The 18309-nt window shown below is 41.9% G+C and carries 17 protein-coding genes and 1 pseudogene; 6 read left to right on the plus strand and 12 right to left on the minus strand.

The features are described 5' to 3' along the window. Window positions 1–114: 114 nt before the first annotated feature. The 5 genes from A7456_RS08240 to xthA all read right to left on the minus strand — a co-directional run bounded on the left by A7456_RS08240 (window position 115) and on the right by xthA (window position 3750). Entirely contained in the window at window positions 115–426 is a 312-nt protein-coding gene (locus tag A7456_RS08240; protein ID WP_067009470.1) for a hypothetical protein, read from the minus strand. 4 nt (window positions 427–430) lie between these two features. After that, window positions 431–1528, minus strand: a complete 1098-nt coding sequence (zapE, locus tag A7456_RS08245; protein WP_067009473.1) for a cell division protein ZapE — start codon at window positions 1526–1528, stop codon at window positions 431–433. Continuing rightward, window positions 1497–2051 carry a hypothetical protein gene (locus A7456_RS08250; RefSeq protein ID WP_066887610.1) on the minus strand — a complete coding sequence of 185 codons (555 nt, stop codon included), beginning with the start codon at window positions 2049–2051 and terminating at the stop codon, window positions 1497–1499. The genes zapE and A7456_RS08250 overlap by 32 nt, the downstream gene beginning before the upstream one ends. Before the next feature lie 3 nt (window positions 2052–2054). Beyond that, the gene (locus A7456_RS08255) at window positions 2055–2681 is read right to left on the minus strand and encodes an alpha/beta hydrolase (RefSeq protein ID WP_067009476.1); all 627 of its coding nucleotides are present in this window, start codon (window positions 2679–2681) and stop codon (window positions 2055–2057) included. Between the two features lie 250 nt (window positions 2682–2931). Next, window positions 2932–3750 (minus strand): exodeoxyribonuclease III, encoded by an 819-nt coding sequence (gene xthA / locus A7456_RS08260; RefSeq protein ID WP_066887669.1) that lies wholly within the window; start codon window positions 3748–3750, stop codon window positions 2932–2934. Between the two features lie 245 nt (window positions 3751–3995). Between xthA and A7456_RS08265 the strand changes: the two are divergent. Beyond that, window positions 3996–5223 (plus strand): annotated as a pseudogene (locus tag A7456_RS08265) (NRAMP family divalent metal transporter). A 76-nt stretch (window positions 5224–5299) separates the two neighbouring features. On the opposite strand, the gene A7456_RS08270 reads toward A7456_RS08265, so the two are convergent. The 6 genes from A7456_RS08270 to A7456_RS08295 all read right to left on the minus strand — a co-directional run bounded on the left by A7456_RS08270 (window position 5300) and on the right by A7456_RS08295 (window position 13897). Then, complete coding sequence (locus A7456_RS08270) at window positions 5300–6898, minus strand: ABC transporter ATP-binding protein (RefSeq protein WP_067009479.1); 1599 nt, start codon at window positions 6896–6898, stop codon at window positions 5300–5302. 1 nt (window position 6899) lies between these two features. Then, window positions 6900–7796, minus strand: a complete 897-nt coding sequence (gene oppC, locus A7456_RS08275) for an oligopeptide ABC transporter permease OppC (protein ID WP_211266071.1) — start codon at window positions 7794–7796, stop codon at window positions 6900–6902. A 16-nt stretch (window positions 7797–7812) separates the two neighbouring features. Beyond that, window positions 7813–8733: an oligopeptide ABC transporter permease OppB gene (gene oppB, locus A7456_RS08280; RefSeq protein ID WP_066890910.1), complete on the minus strand. Its 921-nt coding sequence runs from the start codon at window positions 8731–8733 to the stop codon at window positions 7813–7815. 139 nt (window positions 8734–8872) lie between these two features. Further along, entirely contained in the window at window positions 8873–10510 is a 1638-nt protein-coding gene (locus tag A7456_RS08285) for a peptide ABC transporter substrate-binding protein (protein WP_067009484.1), read from the minus strand. A 176-nt stretch (window positions 10511–10686) separates the two neighbouring features. Continuing rightward, window positions 10687–12357, minus strand: a complete 1671-nt coding sequence (locus tag A7456_RS08290) for an ABC transporter substrate-binding protein (protein WP_067009486.1) — start codon at window positions 12355–12357, stop codon at window positions 10687–10689. 250 nt (window positions 12358–12607) lie between these two features. Next, entirely contained in the window at window positions 12608–13897 is a 1290-nt protein-coding gene (locus tag A7456_RS08295; RefSeq protein ID WP_067009966.1) for an adenylosuccinate synthase, read from the minus strand. A 221-nt stretch (window positions 13898–14118) separates the two neighbouring features. Between A7456_RS08295 and A7456_RS08300 the strand changes: the two genes are divergently transcribed. Continuing rightward, complete coding sequence (locus tag A7456_RS08300) at window positions 14119–14556, plus strand: HIT domain-containing protein (RefSeq protein WP_066890919.1); 438 nt, start codon at window positions 14119–14121, stop codon at window positions 14554–14556. A 149-nt stretch (window positions 14557–14705) separates the two neighbouring features. Continuing rightward, complete coding sequence (locus A7456_RS11480) at window positions 14706–14858, plus strand: hypothetical protein (RefSeq protein WP_156628952.1); 153 nt, start codon at window positions 14706–14708, stop codon at window positions 14856–14858. 235 nt (window positions 14859–15093) lie between these two features. Here A7456_RS11480 and A7456_RS08305 read toward each other — a convergent pair whose 3' ends face one another. Next, window positions 15094–15576: a septal ring lytic transglycosylase RlpA family protein gene (locus A7456_RS08305; RefSeq protein ID WP_066890922.1), complete on the minus strand. Its 483-nt coding sequence runs from the start codon at window positions 15574–15576 to the stop codon at window positions 15094–15096. 387 nt (window positions 15577–15963) lie between these two features. Here A7456_RS08305 and A7456_RS08310 point away from each other — a divergent pair, with 387 nt between their 5' ends. From A7456_RS08310 to A7456_RS08320, 3 genes are all read left to right on the plus strand, one after another. Continuing rightward, window positions 15964–16380: a DUF4377 domain-containing protein gene (locus A7456_RS08310; protein WP_067009488.1), complete on the plus strand. Its 417-nt coding sequence runs from the start codon at window positions 15964–15966 to the stop codon at window positions 16378–16380. A gap of 185 nt (window positions 16381–16565) precedes the next feature. Further along, window positions 16566–17411 carry a 16S rRNA (adenine(1518)-N(6)/adenine(1519)-N(6))-dimethyltransferase RsmA gene (gene rsmA / locus A7456_RS08315; RefSeq protein ID WP_066890928.1) on the plus strand — a complete coding sequence of 282 codons (846 nt, stop codon included), beginning with the start codon at window positions 16566–16568 and terminating at the stop codon, window positions 17409–17411. Between the two features lie 7 nt (window positions 17412–17418). After that, the gene (locus A7456_RS08320; protein WP_066890930.1) at window positions 17419–18270 is read left to right on the plus strand and encodes a symmetrical bis(5'-nucleosyl)-tetraphosphatase; all 852 of its coding nucleotides are present in this window, start codon (window positions 17419–17421) and stop codon (window positions 18268–18270) included. The last annotated feature ends 39 nt before the right edge of the window (window positions 18271–18309 follow it).

Raw genomic sequence — 18309 nt, forward strand, 5'->3', positions numbered from 1 at the left:
GCAAGATGATTTAACGATAGCTTGGTATATCAATACGACACTCAAAGCCAAAAACATTTTTTTGTCCATAAAAGCTTCGGCTTTTTCTTCACTTGTATCATTAAAAGTCATTCTTCAACTTTTTGCAGATAAAGATGCTTGCTTAACCTCTAAATATATATTCTCATGGTGAGATTTTTTGGCATCAAAACCATGTTTTTGGGTATTTACTAATTCAAAATTTAAATAACTGGCAATCAAACTGTCTTTATATTCGTTAAAGAAAGTATCATTATCTAATTTTTTGAATTCTTCTTGAATTTTTAATAAAGGGGCTATGGCGGATGTGGTTTGAGTTAAAAACTCTCTATTAGTTAAAAACTCTCTATTAATAGGTTCAAAATGACCTTGATTAAAAATGGCTAATGATTGATTTTTAAAATTCATTGTCTTATTCCATCCGATGCTCTTCTGATAAATAATCCTCCGATTGCATTTCAAGCAGGCGTGAACGTGTTCTTTCAATCTCAAAGGCAAGTTTTTCACCTTGATACAAGTCCAAAATGGACTGCTCAGCACGCACAAGGAGTTTGACACGACGGTCATAAAACTCATCCACCAAATAAATAAAGCGTCTGGTTGGGTCCATCAATGTATCAGTTAATGCAGGCACATTGTCCACCATGACCGTATCAAAATCACTGGCAATCTCAATAAAATCAGATGCTGAACGAGGTTGCATACACACATCCCTAAAATTTACCAAAAGCATGGTCTCGGTACGCTTGATGATAGAAATCTCACGCCCACCAATAATGATGGGGTCTTTTACTACTTTTTGACCACTGGCAAGCGTATCAAATCGCTTGGACAGCCAGTCTTTGGTATCATCTGTTAGAGGTGATGAGTAGAGTTTGGCTTGCTTTAATAGCCTTAGCCGATAATCCACGCCTGCATCAATATTCATCACGGTTGTGTGTGTTTCAACTTGATGGATGGCGGGCAAAAAACGATGACGATGAATGCCATTTTTATACAGCCCAGATGGTTCAATATTAGAGGTTGCCACAAGGGTAATGCCACGCTCAAAGAGCATGGTGAATAAATCACCCAAAATCATGGCATCTGATACGTTTGATACAAAAAACTCATCAAAACAAATAACAACTGCCTCACCATGAATGATGTCCGCCACTTTTTGCAAGGGGTCAGATTGCCCTTGTAATTTGACAAGTTCAGATTGCACTCGTTTCATAAAATGATGAAAATGCAGTCGCATTTTTCGCTCTATTGGCAAGCTGTCATAAAACATATCCATAAGCCACGTCTTGCCACGCCCAACACCGCCCCACATATATAAGCCTTTGGGAGCTGTGGGTTTGGATTTGAACAGGCTGGCAAAAAATCCTTGATTTGTATTTTGGTTTGCTATGATTTCATGGTGCAATTTGTCAAGATAGGCAACTGCCTTTGCTTGTACGTCATCGTGACTAAAATTGCCTGTGGCTAGGGCTTCATCATAGCGTTTTTGGGGGGATAAATTGGTCATTATTTTTCCTTAATTTAAGCTCATTTTGTGAATGTTTTTCGGCAACCAAATAAGAATGTATGATTTTATAAACGGTCAAAAATAACAACGAACACGTACACACAATTATCATAAATACCGAATGCCAATGGCTTGGTACGCCATGTTGTAACTGTGTTTTAAATAAATTGATGTGCGGTTTGTCTTTTAAATAATACACTTCGACAGTATCGCCCAAAGGCTTACCACAAGACATTCCAACAGATTTGATGTACCTTTTACCATTCACATCAAAACGATAAAATCTTGTGGCATTCTTTCCACAATGTTCACGGTAGGACGTGGCTAATATCAACACGCCATTGTCTTTTAATAACTCATGTTTCTTTATGGTTTTTTGCTGATTGTGATAAGCAATCCCACAAAGCACGGCAATTATCAAAGCAGTAATCAAAACCACCACCCAACATAACGCTTTATTGCTTGTTATTAAAGCAAACACTTCGCCGAGACTGACTTTATTTGGGTCTTTTGATTTTGACATGGTTTATTTTTCAATCAATTCTTTTAACTCACTAAGTCGCCCATGAAAAAAGTGGCTCGCCCCTGTCATCACTTTACTGCGTATGCCAAACTCATCGGCAAAATCCGCCATACTGCTTGGGCGAACAAACTCGTCTTGGTCGCCATAGATGACAAGCGTATCTGTCGGCAATTTAAGACCTGTCAAGTCATTTCTCTCCACAGACGGGGCGATGAGCGTGAGTTTTTGCAGATTAACATCTCTATCCGTCAACACCTTATCCGCCACACGGCATGCAATAAATCCACCAAAAGAGAAACCAGCAAGCCACAGTACTTTGGCAGAGGTTTGTTTTAATGCCCAATCAAGCACGCATAGGCTGTCCAAATACTCGCCATTGCCATACTCAATCTCACCACTTGACCGCCCCACTCCACGATAATTAAATCGCACAGTGTCCATGCCAGATTTTTTACAAAAGCGGTATAGGGTCGTAACGACCTTATTATTCATCGTTCCTCCTGCTTTGGGGTTGGGATGACAAATCAGAGCAAGTGTGTCCGACTTTGTCCAATGAGCATCCACTTCAAGTACAGCGTCATTGTTTATATGCTTGGCAGGTATTAAAGTTGTTGGTTTTAGAGTGTTCATATTTTTAAAAGGTGAAAATGATTTATTATAACATAAAAACAAAATATAGAAAATGCTACTTATATAGGTGATTTTAGGATTTTAGGATTTTAGGATTTTAGGATTTTAGGATTAATTTTTGAAAACTTAAATATGATTATGTTAAATAAATTTTAAAAATAAAAATACCAAATGAGCGTGTTGAGCGTGTATTGATGGTAATTTGAGTTATTGGTATTTTAAAATGGTTTGCGATGACGTTGTCAAATACTCATGACAGCTTAAACCTTGCCCAAATCGGAGCATGGTCGGATGGCTTTTCTAACCCCCTAATATCATAACTGATTCCAGCATCCACGCAGTCTTTGATGAGTTGGTCTGTGCATAAAATATGGTCAATCCTAAGCCCTCGTTTTGGCGTGTCATCAAAGCCTTTTGAGCGGTAATCAAACCAACTAAACTCGTCTGCACTGTCAGGCTTAAACTTACGGTAAGTGTCGTGCAAATCACGACTCATTAAGGCATCATACCACTCACGCTCTTCGGGTAAAAACGAACAAGTACCATTTTTTAGCCAGCGTTTGGCGTTTGGCTCGCCAATGCCCACATCGTTGTCATGGGGCGAGATGTTCATATCGCCCATGATGACAAGCTCACGCCCCTGCCCTTTTAGCTCGTCAATGTAGCGGTTTAGGTCGGCATAAAAAGCACGTTTCATGGGGAATTTGGTCTCATGTTCACGGTTTTCGCCTTGGGGAAAATAGCCGTTGATAACATCAATCTCACGCCCATTGACATCAAATCGGGCATGAATGAGCCGTCTTTGAGCATCCACATCAGCAAAGGGAAAGCCCTTTTGCACAAAAATCGGCTCAAATTTGGACAAAATCGCCACACCATAATGTGCTTTTTGTCCAAAAAATGTTACATGATAGCCCAAATCTATCACCTCTTGTAAGGGAAAGGCATCATCATGAACCTTAGTTTCTTGTAAACCGATAATATCCGCTCCAAGCGTATCACGTACAGCAAGCAGTTGGTGTAATCTGGCACGTAGCCCATTAATGTTAAAACTGACAAATGTGGTCATTGAAGCGGTCATTTACAATGGCTCTTAAAAAATAATGACATATGATGGGGGCAAATACTCAAATACAAAGGGTACGGCTTAAATAAATGACACAGTCAAGTGCATTCAAACCAAATTTGGCTCAAAATATAACTGTTTGTATAAAAATACAAATAATTTATCATAAAAAATTATGAAATAATAAGATATAATATGTTAATATTCAAAAACTTTATTTTCTACTTTATGTTTACTTTGGGGTAATTATGGCAATTGGCATTAACTGGAAAGCCTTTGGGCCAGGTATTTTGATTGCATCTGCCGCCATTGGTGGTTCACACTTGATCGCATCAACACAGGCGGGGGCGTTATATGGTTGGCAACTTGCCATCATCATTTTATTGGCAAACTTTTTTAAATACCCCTTTTTTTCGCTTTGCCACCGACTACGCTTATGAAACGGGTGAGAGTCTCATTGCAGGCTACGCCAAAAAGTCTAAATTTTATCTTTGGGCATTTTTCATTCTATCCATGATATCAGGCATGATCAGTACAGGGGCTGTGGTACTGCTGACAGCGGTGATTTTAAGTTATATGCTCCCCTTTGAACTCTCCACAGTTGTACTGTCGGCGGTGATGGTGGTGGCATCTTGGACATTGCTCATCTTTGGGCATTTTCGGATGCTTGATAATGTGACCAAATGGATCATTATTTTGCTGACCGTTACGACCATCTTGGCAGTCATCATCGCAGGGGTAAAAGCACCACCACCTGCCCATGACTTTGTGGCAGTATCACCGTTTAACATGGCAGGACTTTCCTTCATCATCGCCTTGATGGGCTGGATGCCAACACCATTAGAATTCTCCGTCATCTCATCGGTATGGACATCCAAAAAAATTCGTGATGACCATCCAACACATGAACAAGGCTTGCTTGACTTTAATGTCGGCTATCTTAGCTCTGCCATTTTGGCGTTATTTTTCTTGGCTTTGGGAGTGTTTGTCCAATATGGCACAGGACAAGAAATTGCCATGCAGGGCAGTGCTTATATCGGACAGCTCATCAATATGTACACCAACACCATTGGCGAATGGTCAAGAGGTTTGGTAACATTCATCGCCTTTTTGTGTATGTTTGGCACAATAATCACGTGTGTGGATGGCTATGGGCGTGCCAATGCCGAATGTTTTGCACTCATCAGCGGACACAAATCAACAGGCAAAATCACGTCATTTTGGACGACGGTTACCGCCATCACAGGTTTTGGGCTCATTACATTTTTTATGGGGCAGATGGCAACCTTGCTCAAATTTGCGATGATTTCAGCCTTTGTTACTGCACCCATTTTTGCCTATCTTAATTACTCACTCATCAAAAGTCATGGCAAGAAATACTCACCTATGATGAACATTTATGCCATCTGTGGCATTGTGTTTTTGGCAGGGTTTACCGTACTGTTTTTATTACAATTTTTTCAAATTATCGGCTAGGATGCTTAAACTGATTTTTAAGACAATCATCAAAAAACCAGTCGCCTGACTGGTTTTTGTTTGGTCAATGTTAAAGTTAAGACAAATTAGAGGCTTGTACCAAAAGCTGGGTATACTCATGTTGTGGCTCTTCAAAAATCTGTTTTGCCGTACCCATCTCCACCACCATGCCCTCACTCATGACAATCACACGGTCAGAGAGTGCTTTGACCACCGATAAATCATGACTGATAAAAATATAGCTTAGTCCATATTTTTTTTGTAGGTCATTTAAAAGATTGACTACCATGATTTGGGTAGAGCGATCAAGGGCAGATGTCGGTTCATCAAGCAAAACAAATTTTGGCTCTAAAATAATCGCTCGGGCGATGGCGATACGCTGACGCTGACCCCCTGAGAACTCATGTGGATAGCGATTTATCATGGTAGGTGACAGATTAACTTCTTTTAAGATCTTAACCACCTTTTGCCGACGTTCTTCTTTGCTCATCTGCGGAAAATGTACAGTAAGCCCCTCTTCTATAATCTCACGCACGGTCAGACGAGGCGACAATGAGTTAAAGGGGTCTTGAAATACAATTTGCATGTCACGACGCAATGCTTGGCGTTTATCGCCTGTGGTGTCAATGATTTTTTCACCATTAAAACGAATATCGCCCACAGACGGTACAATCTGCATGATGGCACGTCCCAATGTGGATTTTCCCGAACCTGACTCACCGACAATGCCCAATGTCTCGCCTTTTTTTAGGTCAAGTGTGATGCCCTTGACTGCATTAAAGGTTTTGGTAGGCTTGCCAAAGAAGTTGCGTGCGATGACATAATCCACCTTAATGTCCTCTGCTGTGATGAGCTTTGGGGCGGATTCATCAAGGATGGGTTTGTGATTGTTGGGAATGGGGGTCAACAGCTCAACAGTATAAGGATGTTGTGGATTATCAAAGACCTCTTGGGTCGTGCCACGTTCAATAATCACGCCATACTGCATGACACACACTTGATCGCTGTACTTTCTCACCAATCGCAAATCATGAGAGATTAAAATAATCGCCATGCCCAAATCACGCTGCAATTCTAGCATTAAATCTAAAATCTCTGCCTGCGTGGTTACATCAAGAGCGGTAGTCGGTTCATCGGCGATGAGTAGGTCGGGTTTATTAATGATTGCCATCGCAATCATGATACGTTGAAGTTGCCCACCTGAAAACTCATGTGGATATGCTGTCATTTTTTTGTCAGCATTGGGGATTTTGACCTTTTGTAAAGTTTCAAGTGCCAGCTTATTCGCCTGTGAGCGACTGACGCTTGGATTGTGAATACTGACCGCTTCTGCCACTTGTTTGCCAATGGGGACAAATGGATTGAGTGATGTCATGGGTTCTTGAAAAATCATGGCAATCTTATCACCACGAATGGCACGCATCTGTCTTTCAGATAAGTCAAGCAGCTCTTTACCATTAAAAAGCACCGATGATTTTTTGCCAAAAGTGGTGATATTTTTTGGCAAAAGCTGCATGATTGCCATTGACGTTACCGACTTACCTGAGCCTGACTCACCGACGATGGCAAGCGTCTCCCCTTTTTCTACGGTAAATGATAAATCTTTGACCGCATGGACAAGCTCTTCATCGGTTTTTAAAAATACATCCAAATTTTTTACTTGTAATAATGTCATATCATCTGTCCTTTGGGTCTAAGGCATCACGCAAACCATCGCCGATAAAGTTAAAACAAAACAGTGTTATCACCAAAAAAGTAGATGGCACAAGCAGCTGCCACGGAGCAACCTGCATGGTTTGAGCTCCTTCTTGAAGCAGTGCCCCCCAACTGGTTCTGGGCTCTTGCACACCTAGCCCTAAAAAACTTAAAAATGATTCAAATAAAATCATCCCAGGCACAATAAGAGATGCATAAATCACAACCACACCCAATACATTTGGCACGATATGACGGATGACAATTTGCCAGCTGGTAACCCCCGTTACTCGGGCAGCTTCAATAAATTCCTTGTTTTTTAGACTCAATGTCTGACCACGCACGATACGAGCCACATCAAGCCATGAGACCAAACCGATTGCCACAAAAATCAAGATGATATTACGCCCAAACAAGGTAACAAGCAAAATCACAAAAAACATGAAAGGAAAGGCACTTAAAATCTCTAAAAACCGCATCATGACCATATCCACTTTGCCGCCCAAAAAGCCAGAGACTGCACCATAAACCGTACCTACCAGTACCGCCACCAAAGCACCTGCAATCCCCACCATCAGTGATATTTGTCCGCCGACTGCCGTCCGTACGAGCAGGTCTCGCCCTAAGGTATCTGTACCAAAATAGTGCTTGGTTTGCATGGATGGGGCAATACCCATGTTACTCCAATCCGTATCAGCATAGCCAAATGATGACAACATGGGGGCAATAATCACAAATGCCGTGATAAGAAGTAATACCACACCACTTGCTATGGCAGCTTTGTTACGGCGAAAACGTCGCCATGCATCTTGCCACAAACTTCGTCCCTTTACCACAGGTTCTATGGTTTGCACGGTTTTGCTTGCATTCATAGACATACACATTCCTTCATTATTAGTATTTAATTTTTGGGTCAATCACCGCATACAAAATATCAACAATCGCATTAAATAGGATTGTCAATACCCCCACCAAAATCGTCAAACTTAGCACAAGGCTATAATCACGGTTTAAAGCACCATTGACAAAAAGCTGACCAATACCAGGCAAACCAAAAATCGTCTCAATCACGATAGAGCCTGTGATTATCCCCACAAATGCAGGCCCCAAATAAGAGATGATGGGCAACATGGCAGGACGCAAGGCATGTTTAATCACAATGTGTGATAAAGGTAATCCCTTTGCCTTGGCGGTACGAATATAGGGGCTATTCATCACCTCAATCATCGAACCTCTTGTGATGCGAGCGATGCTTGCCACATAACCTATCGCCAATGCTGCCACAGGTAACACCAAATTCATGAATGCCCCACCATTCCAGCCCCCAGCAGGAAACCATTTTAACATGACCGCAAAAATAAGCACAAGTAGCGGTGCTTTGACAAAACTTGGTATGACTATGCCTGTCATTGCCAATGTCATCAACGTATAATCAAGCCAGCTGTTTTGTTTTAAGGCAGCAATCACCCCCAAACCAATCCCCAACACCACCGCAATGATAAAAGCGTACAATCCAATCTCTACCGACACAGGCAGGGCTTGGGCGAGCAGTTCATTGATGGTGTGGTCTTTATACTTAAAAGATGGCCCAAAGTCCCCTTGGGCAAGCTGTTTTAGATAATTGACAAATTGAAGCCACATCGGGTCATTGAGATGATATTTTGCCTCAATGTTGGCAAGCACCGCAGGAGGTAGGTTACGTTCGCCTGTAAAAGGACTGCCAGGGGCAAGTCGCATCATAAAAAACGAAATGGTAATCAAAAATAGCATGGTTGGAATGGCTTCTAACACACGCTTAAAAACGAGTTTAAACATAAGCTCTCTCTTATTATTTGCAAATCCATGGCAAATTACAAAGGCAATTTAATTAGGACGCACCTAAGTATACAAACATTGCTCTAATACGCCCTATTTTTTCCACAAAACCGAAACAAACATCAGACCGACATCAGATTTATTGTGCATTACGGTCAAATGACCAATCCTTGATTTGCCAGTTATTGCTTGGGTCGTTCAATGACTCTGCTTGCAAATAAGGTTTTTGTAGGCGTACTGATACAGAATTATAAATAGGCAAAATGGCAACATCTTTATCAAGCATTTGTTCTGCTTCATGATATTTGTTCATGCGAGCATTATCATCTAGACCTGCATTCAAGGTTGAATCAAGCAGATGGTCAAATGCTTGGTTGGCATATTTGCCTGAGTTATTACTGTTGTCCGAACGCAACACATTTAAAAAGGATGATGGTTCATTATAATCAGAGCACCATCCTGCAAATGCCGTATCAAACTTACCTTGACGGCGAGTATCTAGCATGGTTTTCCATTCTTGGTTGATGATAGAAACATTGACACTGCCACCAAATGACTCATTTAGCATGGATGCCGCTGCTGTGGAGATACGCTTGCCTGTTTCGCTGGTACTATATAGTAGCTCAAATTTAAGTGGATTATCAGATGAGTAACCTGCCTGTGACATCAGCTTTTGGGCATGTTCCATACGTGCTGTTTTGTCCATTTTTGTCCATGGGTAATTAACCTCACCCATGTTATGAATGGCAGGTGGGGTAAATTGGTAAGTTGCCCTCTCACCACGACCCAACACTTTTTCGGCAATCGTCTCACGGTCTAATGCCATAGAGATGGCTTGACGAATTTTAACATCGTTAAATGGTGCTTTGGTGTGATTATATTCTAAAAAGAAAGTGCATAGCTTTGGCGATGAATGCACCTCATTTGGCAACTCATTTTTGATGCTGGTTAGATGCTCCGATGGAATGGCAGCAATCTCAACCTCACCTGCCTTATAACGATTGACCTCTGTGGATGCTGATGTAATGGGCAAAAAAGTTGCCTTATTGATATTGCCCGCCACTTCCCCAAAATAAGCAGGGTTTCGCTCTATTTTGATATGACTGTTAACCACCCAATCGGTCAATTTATACGCACCACTGACCACGATATTGGCAGGGTCAAGCCATTTGTCGCCATGGGTCTCAATGGCATGTTTTGGCACAGCATACGCCACAGGCAATACCAATAAGTCAGGCAAATAAGGTACGGTATCGGTCAGGGTAATTTCAAGTGTCTTATCATCAACGGCTCTGACACCGAGCGTCTCCACGCCTGCCCTACCATCGGATATTTGTCTGGCATTGACGACTTTGGCATCCACCAAATAGCTAGAATATGGTGATGCGGTATTTGGATCGGTCAGACGTCTAAAACTATACACAAAATCATGAGCGGTGATCGGTGTATCATCTGACCATTTGGCATCACGGATTTTAAATGTCCACACTTTACCATCGGCACTGTCCCATTCACTTGCCAATGCTGGTATGGTCGCTCCTTTTTCATCAGCACTGACCAATCCGACAAACATTTGGCGAATGATGGCAAATGAACTTGAATCTGATGCCTTATGCAAATCCAACGATTCAGGCTCTGCACCATTGGGAATGGCTATCTCATCTTTGGTTGTTGTCGCCAAAGATGGTGCAGACTGTTGGTTATCACTCCCACAACCTGATAGAGCAAAAACTCCAAATAGCGTGAATATGGCTAAACTTAGTGTTGATAATTTCATCTTACTTCTCCATGATGATGAACGGATGACAAATCTTGGCAGATGTCATCTAACTTAATATGTTCGTGTTAATCTGACTGATGGCATGTTGCTGATTTTATTAATGGCATGATGGTCAAAAATCATAAACAGCAAACACAAATCACCAACAGGCGATTTGTGCTGTCATGACATGATTAGTGTTTGGCGATTTTCCAGTCTTTGACTTGCCATGTATTTTGTGGGTCGTTGCTTGAATAGCCCAGAACATATGATTTTACCAAACGAGGTGATACATAGTGATACACAAAGATGGTCGCACTGTCCTTGTCCAGCACCGCCTCAGCTTGGCGATATAACTGGGCACGTTGTTCTGCTGTTACATCTCCCCCCAAAGTACCATTCATCAGACGGTCAAACTCTGGGCTGTTATATTTGCCATAGTTGTTAGAATCGGTTGAGACGAATGTATTTAGGAACGTTGATGCTTCGTTATAGTCAGCACACCAGCCCCCACGAGAGACTTGATGTTTTTGAGTACGCCGAGTTTCAAGATAAGTTTTCCACTCTTGGTTGTTAAGACTTACCTCAACAAAGCCCAAAGAATCCTTCCAAAACGATGCCGCTGCCACTGCCAGCTTTTTGTGTGACTCTGAGGTGTTATACAGCAGTTCAAATTTTAAAGGGTTAGATTCGTTAAAACCTGCTTCATTAAGTAGCTTTTTAGCCTCCTCTATGCGTTTGGCTTTATCCCATGCCCTCCAATCAGGTTCATAATCTATCATGCCTGCGATGGCGTTTGGCGTGTATTGATAAGCCACCGTCTGACCTTGTGCCAAGATATTATTCGTGACGATCTCACGGTCTAGTGTCAAGGACAGTGCTTTGCGTACACGCACATCATCAAATGGAGCTTTGGTGTGATTAAACTCATAATAATAAGTGCATAGCTTAGGCTGAATCTTAACTTGATCGCCCAGCTCTGCTTGAAGTTGTTTAAATTGTTCTGATGGCAGAGAATCTGATGTTAAATCTATCTCGCCTGCCTTGTAGCGGGTTACGTCAGTTACCTCCGATGGGATTGCCAATATCGTTACGGTATTGATGGTTGTATTGGCATCATCATAGTAGCTGGTATTACGTTCTAGTACAATGCGTTCATTGACTTGCCAGTCTTTTAAGTTATAAGCACCATTAACGACATAATTGCCCGGTGCCGTCCATTTGTCGCCATGCTGTTCTATCGCTTTTTGATTGACAGGTTTGACGGCGGTGTGAATCAGTGTATCAGGCAGATAAGGCACAGGTTCAGATAAGCTAATTTCAAGTGTCTTATCATCAACGGCTCTGACACCGAGCGTCTCCACGCCTGCCTTACCATCTACAATCTCTTGGGCATTGACCACTTTAAGTCCTGACAAATAAGTAGCATAAGGCGATGCTGTATTAGGATTTACCAAACGTCTAAAACTATACACAAAGTCCTGAGCGGTTACAGGGTCACCATTGGACCATTTGGCATCACGGATTTTAAATGTCCATACTTTATTATCAGTACTCTCCCACGATTGTGCCATGCCTGCCACAGTATTACCATCGGCATCAGTTGATGTTAGACCAACCAAAAGCTGGCGGATGATGTTAGACTCTGGCAAGCCTGCTATTTTATGTGGGTCTAACGACTCAGGCTCGGCGGCGTTATTGATAGTTATCTCTTGGGTGTCAGCAAGTTCGCCTGCAACAACTGATGCACCATCCGCCGATGTGTTGGCATTTGGCGTATTGGCATTTGACCCATTATCACCACAGCCAAACAAGGCAAGGCTGAGCGACACGAGCAAGGCTGATGGTGCAAATTTTGCATTCATGGGATGTCCTTATATCAGATAAAAATGAATTGACTTTTGTTATTTGAGTTGTGATGTATCTGCCTGTCTTTTGTCCTTTTGCATCACTCTTATAGCAAATATAAAAGGCAGGCGTACCACATGCCCAAATGACAACTAAATATAATCGTTTTATGACCCCAAAGTCAAGAATTTTTTCAAGATTATGGTAAAATAATAACAACAAAAAACCACTTATTGTAAAAATAAGTGGTTTTTATGTTAAAAAATATCACGCATCAAATGGGTCTCTTAACACAATGGTCTCATCTCTGTCTGCCCCTGTTGAGATGATGTCCACAGGACAGCCAACCAATGCTTCAATACGTTTGATATAGATTTTAGCATTATCTGGCAAATCATCAAAATTAGTAATACCAATTGTAGATTCGCTCCAACCTTGTAGCGTCTCATAAACAGGCACTACCTTGGCATAATACTTAGCATCATACGCCCCCTTAATCTCACCCGCTGGTAAGGTATAATCTGTGGCAATCTTAATCTCACTAAGACCATCTAGCACATCAAGTTTGGTTAGGCAGATACCGCTCATGGAATTTAGCACAACCGCACGTCTTAGAGCCACAGCATCAAGCCAGCCACAACGTCTGGCGCGCCCCGTGGTCGCCCCAAATTCATGACCAATCCGCCCCAAATGTTCGCCCACATCATCAAAAAGCTCTGTTGGAAAAGGCCCTGAACCGACACGTGTGGTATAAGCTTTGGTGATACCAAGCACGTAATCAAAATACAAAGGCCCCAAACCTGTACCTGTTGCCACGCCTCCTGCGGTTGTATTAGAGCTGGTAACAAAAGGATAAGTACCGTGGTCAATATCAAGCAAAGTACCCTGAGCTCCCTCAAACATCAGATTTTCGCCTGCTTGACGGCGTGTTTCTAATTCGTCCGTTACATCCACAACCAACGCTTTTAACTCCTCTGCCCATGTTTGACATAAAGCAAAAGTAGCATCATAGTCAATCGCTTGAACTTTATAATACTGCGTCAGAGCAAAATTATGATATTCCAAAATATCCGCCAATTTGTCCGCCAAATTTTCACAGAATAAATCAGCCACTCTAAGTCCACGGCGAGCTACTTTGTCTTCATAAGCAGGACCAATGCCACGCCCTGTCGTACCGATTTTGCCATTGCCACGCTTTAACTCACGAGCTTGGTCAAGGGCACTGTGATAAGGCATGATAAGCGGACAGGCAGGCGAGATACGCAGTCTGTCACGCACAGGCACGCCTTTGTCAATCAAGCCTTTCATCTCTTTTAATAAAGCATCAGGAGCCAGCACCACACCATTACCAATAAAGCAGGTTACCCCCTCACGTAAAATTCCAGATGGAATAAGGTGTAGTACGGTCTTTTCGCCATCAACCACCAACGTGTGTCCTGCATTATGTCCACCTTGATAGCGTGCCACTGCACTTGCTTTTTCGGTCAGCAAATCCACAATCTTACCCTTGCCCTCATCACCCCACTGACTGCCAAGCACAACAACATTTTTACCCATCTCTTTCACCTTTTTAAAGTTAAACCAATGCCAAATTTTGGCGTTTTTCTCGTCTAGTTTAACACACATTCATGCCAAAAAACCAGCTTAAATTTCAAATTTCATCAGACAAATACATACAGAGTGCCAAAAACTTGTAAAATTTCGCCACAGCGCTAAAATTTTTGGCAAAATCATGTTACAATACTCTGTTAAACTTCATCATTAAAAAAGGCGAACCCATGTTTCAGTTACATCCCACTCTTGCCAAAGATACTTTTTTGGTTGGCGATTTGCCCCTGTGTACCGTGCGTTTAATGAATGACTGTCAATTTCCTTGGTTAATTTTAGTGCCACGTGTCTCAAACATCAAAGAGATTTATGAACTCTGCGAAGCTGATCAGATACAATTTTTACGTGAATCAAGCTGGGTATCTGGTCAAATGGCTAAAATATTTGGGGCGGACAAAATGAACATTGCCGCCCTTGGCAATCAAGTATCCCAACTGCACTTTCATCATGTCGTCCGCTATCAAAATGATACCAAATGGCCCAATCCTGTTTGGGGTCATCCTGCCATCTCTTATACCCCTGAGGTCTTACAACACATGAAACAAACACTCATGATGGCACTGCGTGGGCATCATGAGATGCCCTTTGACTGGAAAATGTCAGTATAAATCGCTCATTGTCGCTAACTATCGCCAAAGCCCTGTAAAAACAGGGTTTTTTATTTTTTATTGTCGCTTAAAGTCGTTCATTGTCGCTTGTAATCGCTCTATTTTTGTAGTATGCTTTGTAGTACGCCAACCAACATACTACAAAGATTATGAAAGTTATTAAACCTCTTACCGTAAAACAGATTGACAACGCCAAGCCCATCGCCAAACCTTACCGCCTGTATGATGGTAGGGGCTTGTCGCTACTTGTCAAATCCACTGCCAAAATATTGACCCCCAAGTCCAAGTCAAGCAACAATTAACAGAACGTAAAGCCGAACTTGACAATACATTTTACAAGGTAAGCCGAGATTGGCTATCGGAGCAAAATTATATATTTGATTCTTGTATAAATACCACTTGTCAGCTTTTTCAAAATAAACACAAAAAATCCGCCAGTTAAAATCACATGACGGATTTTTGTTTTTGTGATTAATTGTTTTTGTGATTGATAAAAGCAAATAAAAAAATGGCAGTGATTTTGGCAGTGATTTTAAATCATCTGTCTTGGTCAAATGCCAAATGCACTGTGCCATCTTGATTGTTTTTATTTATCCTTTGCTCATCTTGTGCCAGTTTTTGTTTAGCAAGAGCATCTTTGGCAAACATGACATCAGCTGTGTTCTCCTGTTTACCATCTGTATCCACAGGCTTTACTTGCACTTTTAGCAAGCCAACCGATAGTGGAGCAAGCTGTTTAAAGGCGTTTTTGGTCAGGTCAATACGCCCCGCCTTGCCAATACGGTCATCAACTTTACAAGTGATGGATTCGCCTGTTTTGACATTGGTAACCTCCACATAAGTCCCAAGCTCGTAGCGGTTAGAGGCACAAGTCATGCCATCATTGCTAAATATTTCACCACTGGCAGTTTTACGACCATTAAACTTATCGGCATAATAAGATGCTGTGGTTGAGTGAGCAGACGCTTGCATGCCAATTAGGACAGTCAAAATCAAAGCGGTGCTGTTAAATAAACGCATAATTTAATATCTCTTCTCTCTTGGTTGAATTTTTTGGCTGATGAGTGAATGGCACTTATCATAAAATCATGACAAAAAGTCTTCATAAGACAGGCAAGGAATGACCAGTATAACAAATTCACAACCGCCACTTGTTAAGCGATTGCTATTTTTTGTAAAGACATTAAAAATTATTTTAAAATACCAATCAAACCATATCAAAAACCTAATAAAACTCATCATATCTTCATTTTTCATAAAAAAACTGTTTAAATATAAGGCAAATCAACGTTTTATTACCTTTTATTACAATTTACAAAGAATATAGCAAGATAAAAAAGCTACAATGAAATTGCAGGCAATCATGTGCCTTGCAAAATTTTATCATAAATACCCAAAGGATATCCCATGAAAAAAATCATTGCACTATCATCCATTATGGCTTTGGCACTTACTGGTTGTGTTGGTGCTAAACTTGATGACACTCGTGTCAAGACCGTTGAGGGCGAAATTAAAGCCGTTAAAGTCGTTAATATCCCAAGTTTTGACATTGAAATTGCACCACGCAAAGCCACTTGTCAGTTAACCGACACCGCAGGTAATAGTGTTGCCAGCGAATGCCTACAATATCGTGCTACTCACGAGCGTAACTACAACGTTCTAAGTGGCGACATCGAAGGGTTTAACTTCAAAGAGGGCAACCGTTATGTGCTAAACATCAGCCAAACAGCGGTCAATGACACCAATGCAGGCAAGGTCGTTCCTGTGTGGAAACTAAACAACATCATTTCGGTAACCCCTGAGGTCATCAATCCTGCACAATAATTACCCTTTTACAGTTATTCTTTTGACCACTTTCAAAGTGGCATGTAAAATTCGGTGCAGGTCACATCATTGGACGAATTTCCCATCATTAACGTGAATGGACAGTTCGTCCGATTTTTGTTTTTTGGCAAAGGGTGCTATAATTGGCTAAAATCTTAAAGTTAAGTTTTAATAATAGGCAAATCATGAGCATACGCACGCCAAAGGAATTTCACCACGCACCACGCAAACGTTTTGGGCAAAACTTTTTACATGATACAGGCATTATCCGTCAGATTGTTGATGGCATTCACCTTTCTCGCTCGGATAATTTACTAGAAATAGGGCCAGGGCTTGGTGCATTAACCGAACCATTGTTGGCAGAGGTGGATGGCATGACGGTCATTGAACTTGACCGTGATTTGGCAAATGCTCTAAAAATCAACATTGGGGCAAACAGCCATCCAAATTTCACCATCATCAATGATAATGCCATGCACATTAACTATCACGAGCTTGCCAAGCGTGTGGGGCGTGGACCGTTCCGTGTGGTTGGTAATTTACCTTATAATATCTCCACACCCATTTTATTTCGCCTGTTGGCATTTAGCGAGGTCATCACCGACATGCATTTTATGCTCCAAAAAGAAGTGGTTGACCGCATCACTGCCAAACCAAACACCAAATCCTATGGACGTCTGTCGGTCATCATGCAATATCATTGCACCACTGATTATCTTTTGACCGTGCCAAATGGTGCATTCAACCCTCCACCAAAAGTTACCTCTGCGGTATTTCGCTTGACACCATTTGAGCTTAAACCCTTACAAGCCCAAAATGAAAAACTCTTTGCTGACGTCGTGCGTGAGACTTTCAACCACAGACGCAAAACCTTGAGGGCGATTTTTAAAAGCGTGAATGTCTTGCCAACTTTGGACGATGATGATTTTAGCAAGGCAGGCATTCACCCACAAGCTCGCCCCGAAACGCTGAGCGTGGCAGACTTTGTGCGACTGTCTGATATTGCCTTTGAAAGATTACAAAAAAATTGACACAAACATGACAATCCAAAATCCACAAAAAACTTATCGCCATGAATATGTCATTGGCGACTTGCAGGGCTGTTTTTACGCCTTTAACCGCTTGCTGATTGCTTTGGACTTTGATGAGACCCAAGATAAAATTTGGCTGTGTGGTGATATCGTGGCCCGTGGTGAGAATTCATTGGACACCCTAAGACAGGTCAAACGTTTATCGGAGATTGGGGCGTTGACAACCGTGCTTGGCAATCATGACATCACACTCATCGCCACATGGCGTGGGGTGCTGCCCATCAAACCCAAAGATAAAACCGCACCCATTTTTACCGCCTCTGATTGTGATGAGTTGCTAGATTGGTTGCGTCATCAGCCATTTTTGGTGTACCCTGATGACAGCACGGTATTAACCCACGCTGGCATACCACCTCATTGGAAAATCAAAGATGCTAAAAGGTATGCCAGAGAATTAGAACAGGCATTTGCTGGTGATTTGGATGAACTTGATAAGCTTTTACCCAATTTGTACAGTAAAGCCATTGAGTCTTGGTCTGACAAACTAACAGGACATGCTCGCCTGCGACTCATCGCCAACTATCTAACACGCATGCGACTGTGCGACAAGCATGGCACACTTGAATTTTCATTCAAAGAAAGCCTAAATGATGAGATGCCTAAGGGGTTTCGCCCTTGGTTCTTATGGAAAATGACACGCAAACGCAAGATTTTATTTGGGCACTGGGCAGCACTACAAGCAAGGATTGACACCCAACACGTCCGTGCCTTAGATGGGGGCTGTGTATGGGGAGGCAGGCTTGTGGCTTATCGCTTAACTGATGAGCGGGTTATTGCCGTAAATGGTTTTGACACTTGACCAAATGATTTGACAAATAACGATTGTCATCAAAGGTAA

It is taken from the genome of Moraxella nonliquefaciens, from assembly GCF_001679005.1.
In the GTDB taxonomy this organism is placed as follows: Bacteria; Pseudomonadota; Gammaproteobacteria; order Pseudomonadales; family Moraxellaceae; genus Moraxella; species Moraxella nonliquefaciens.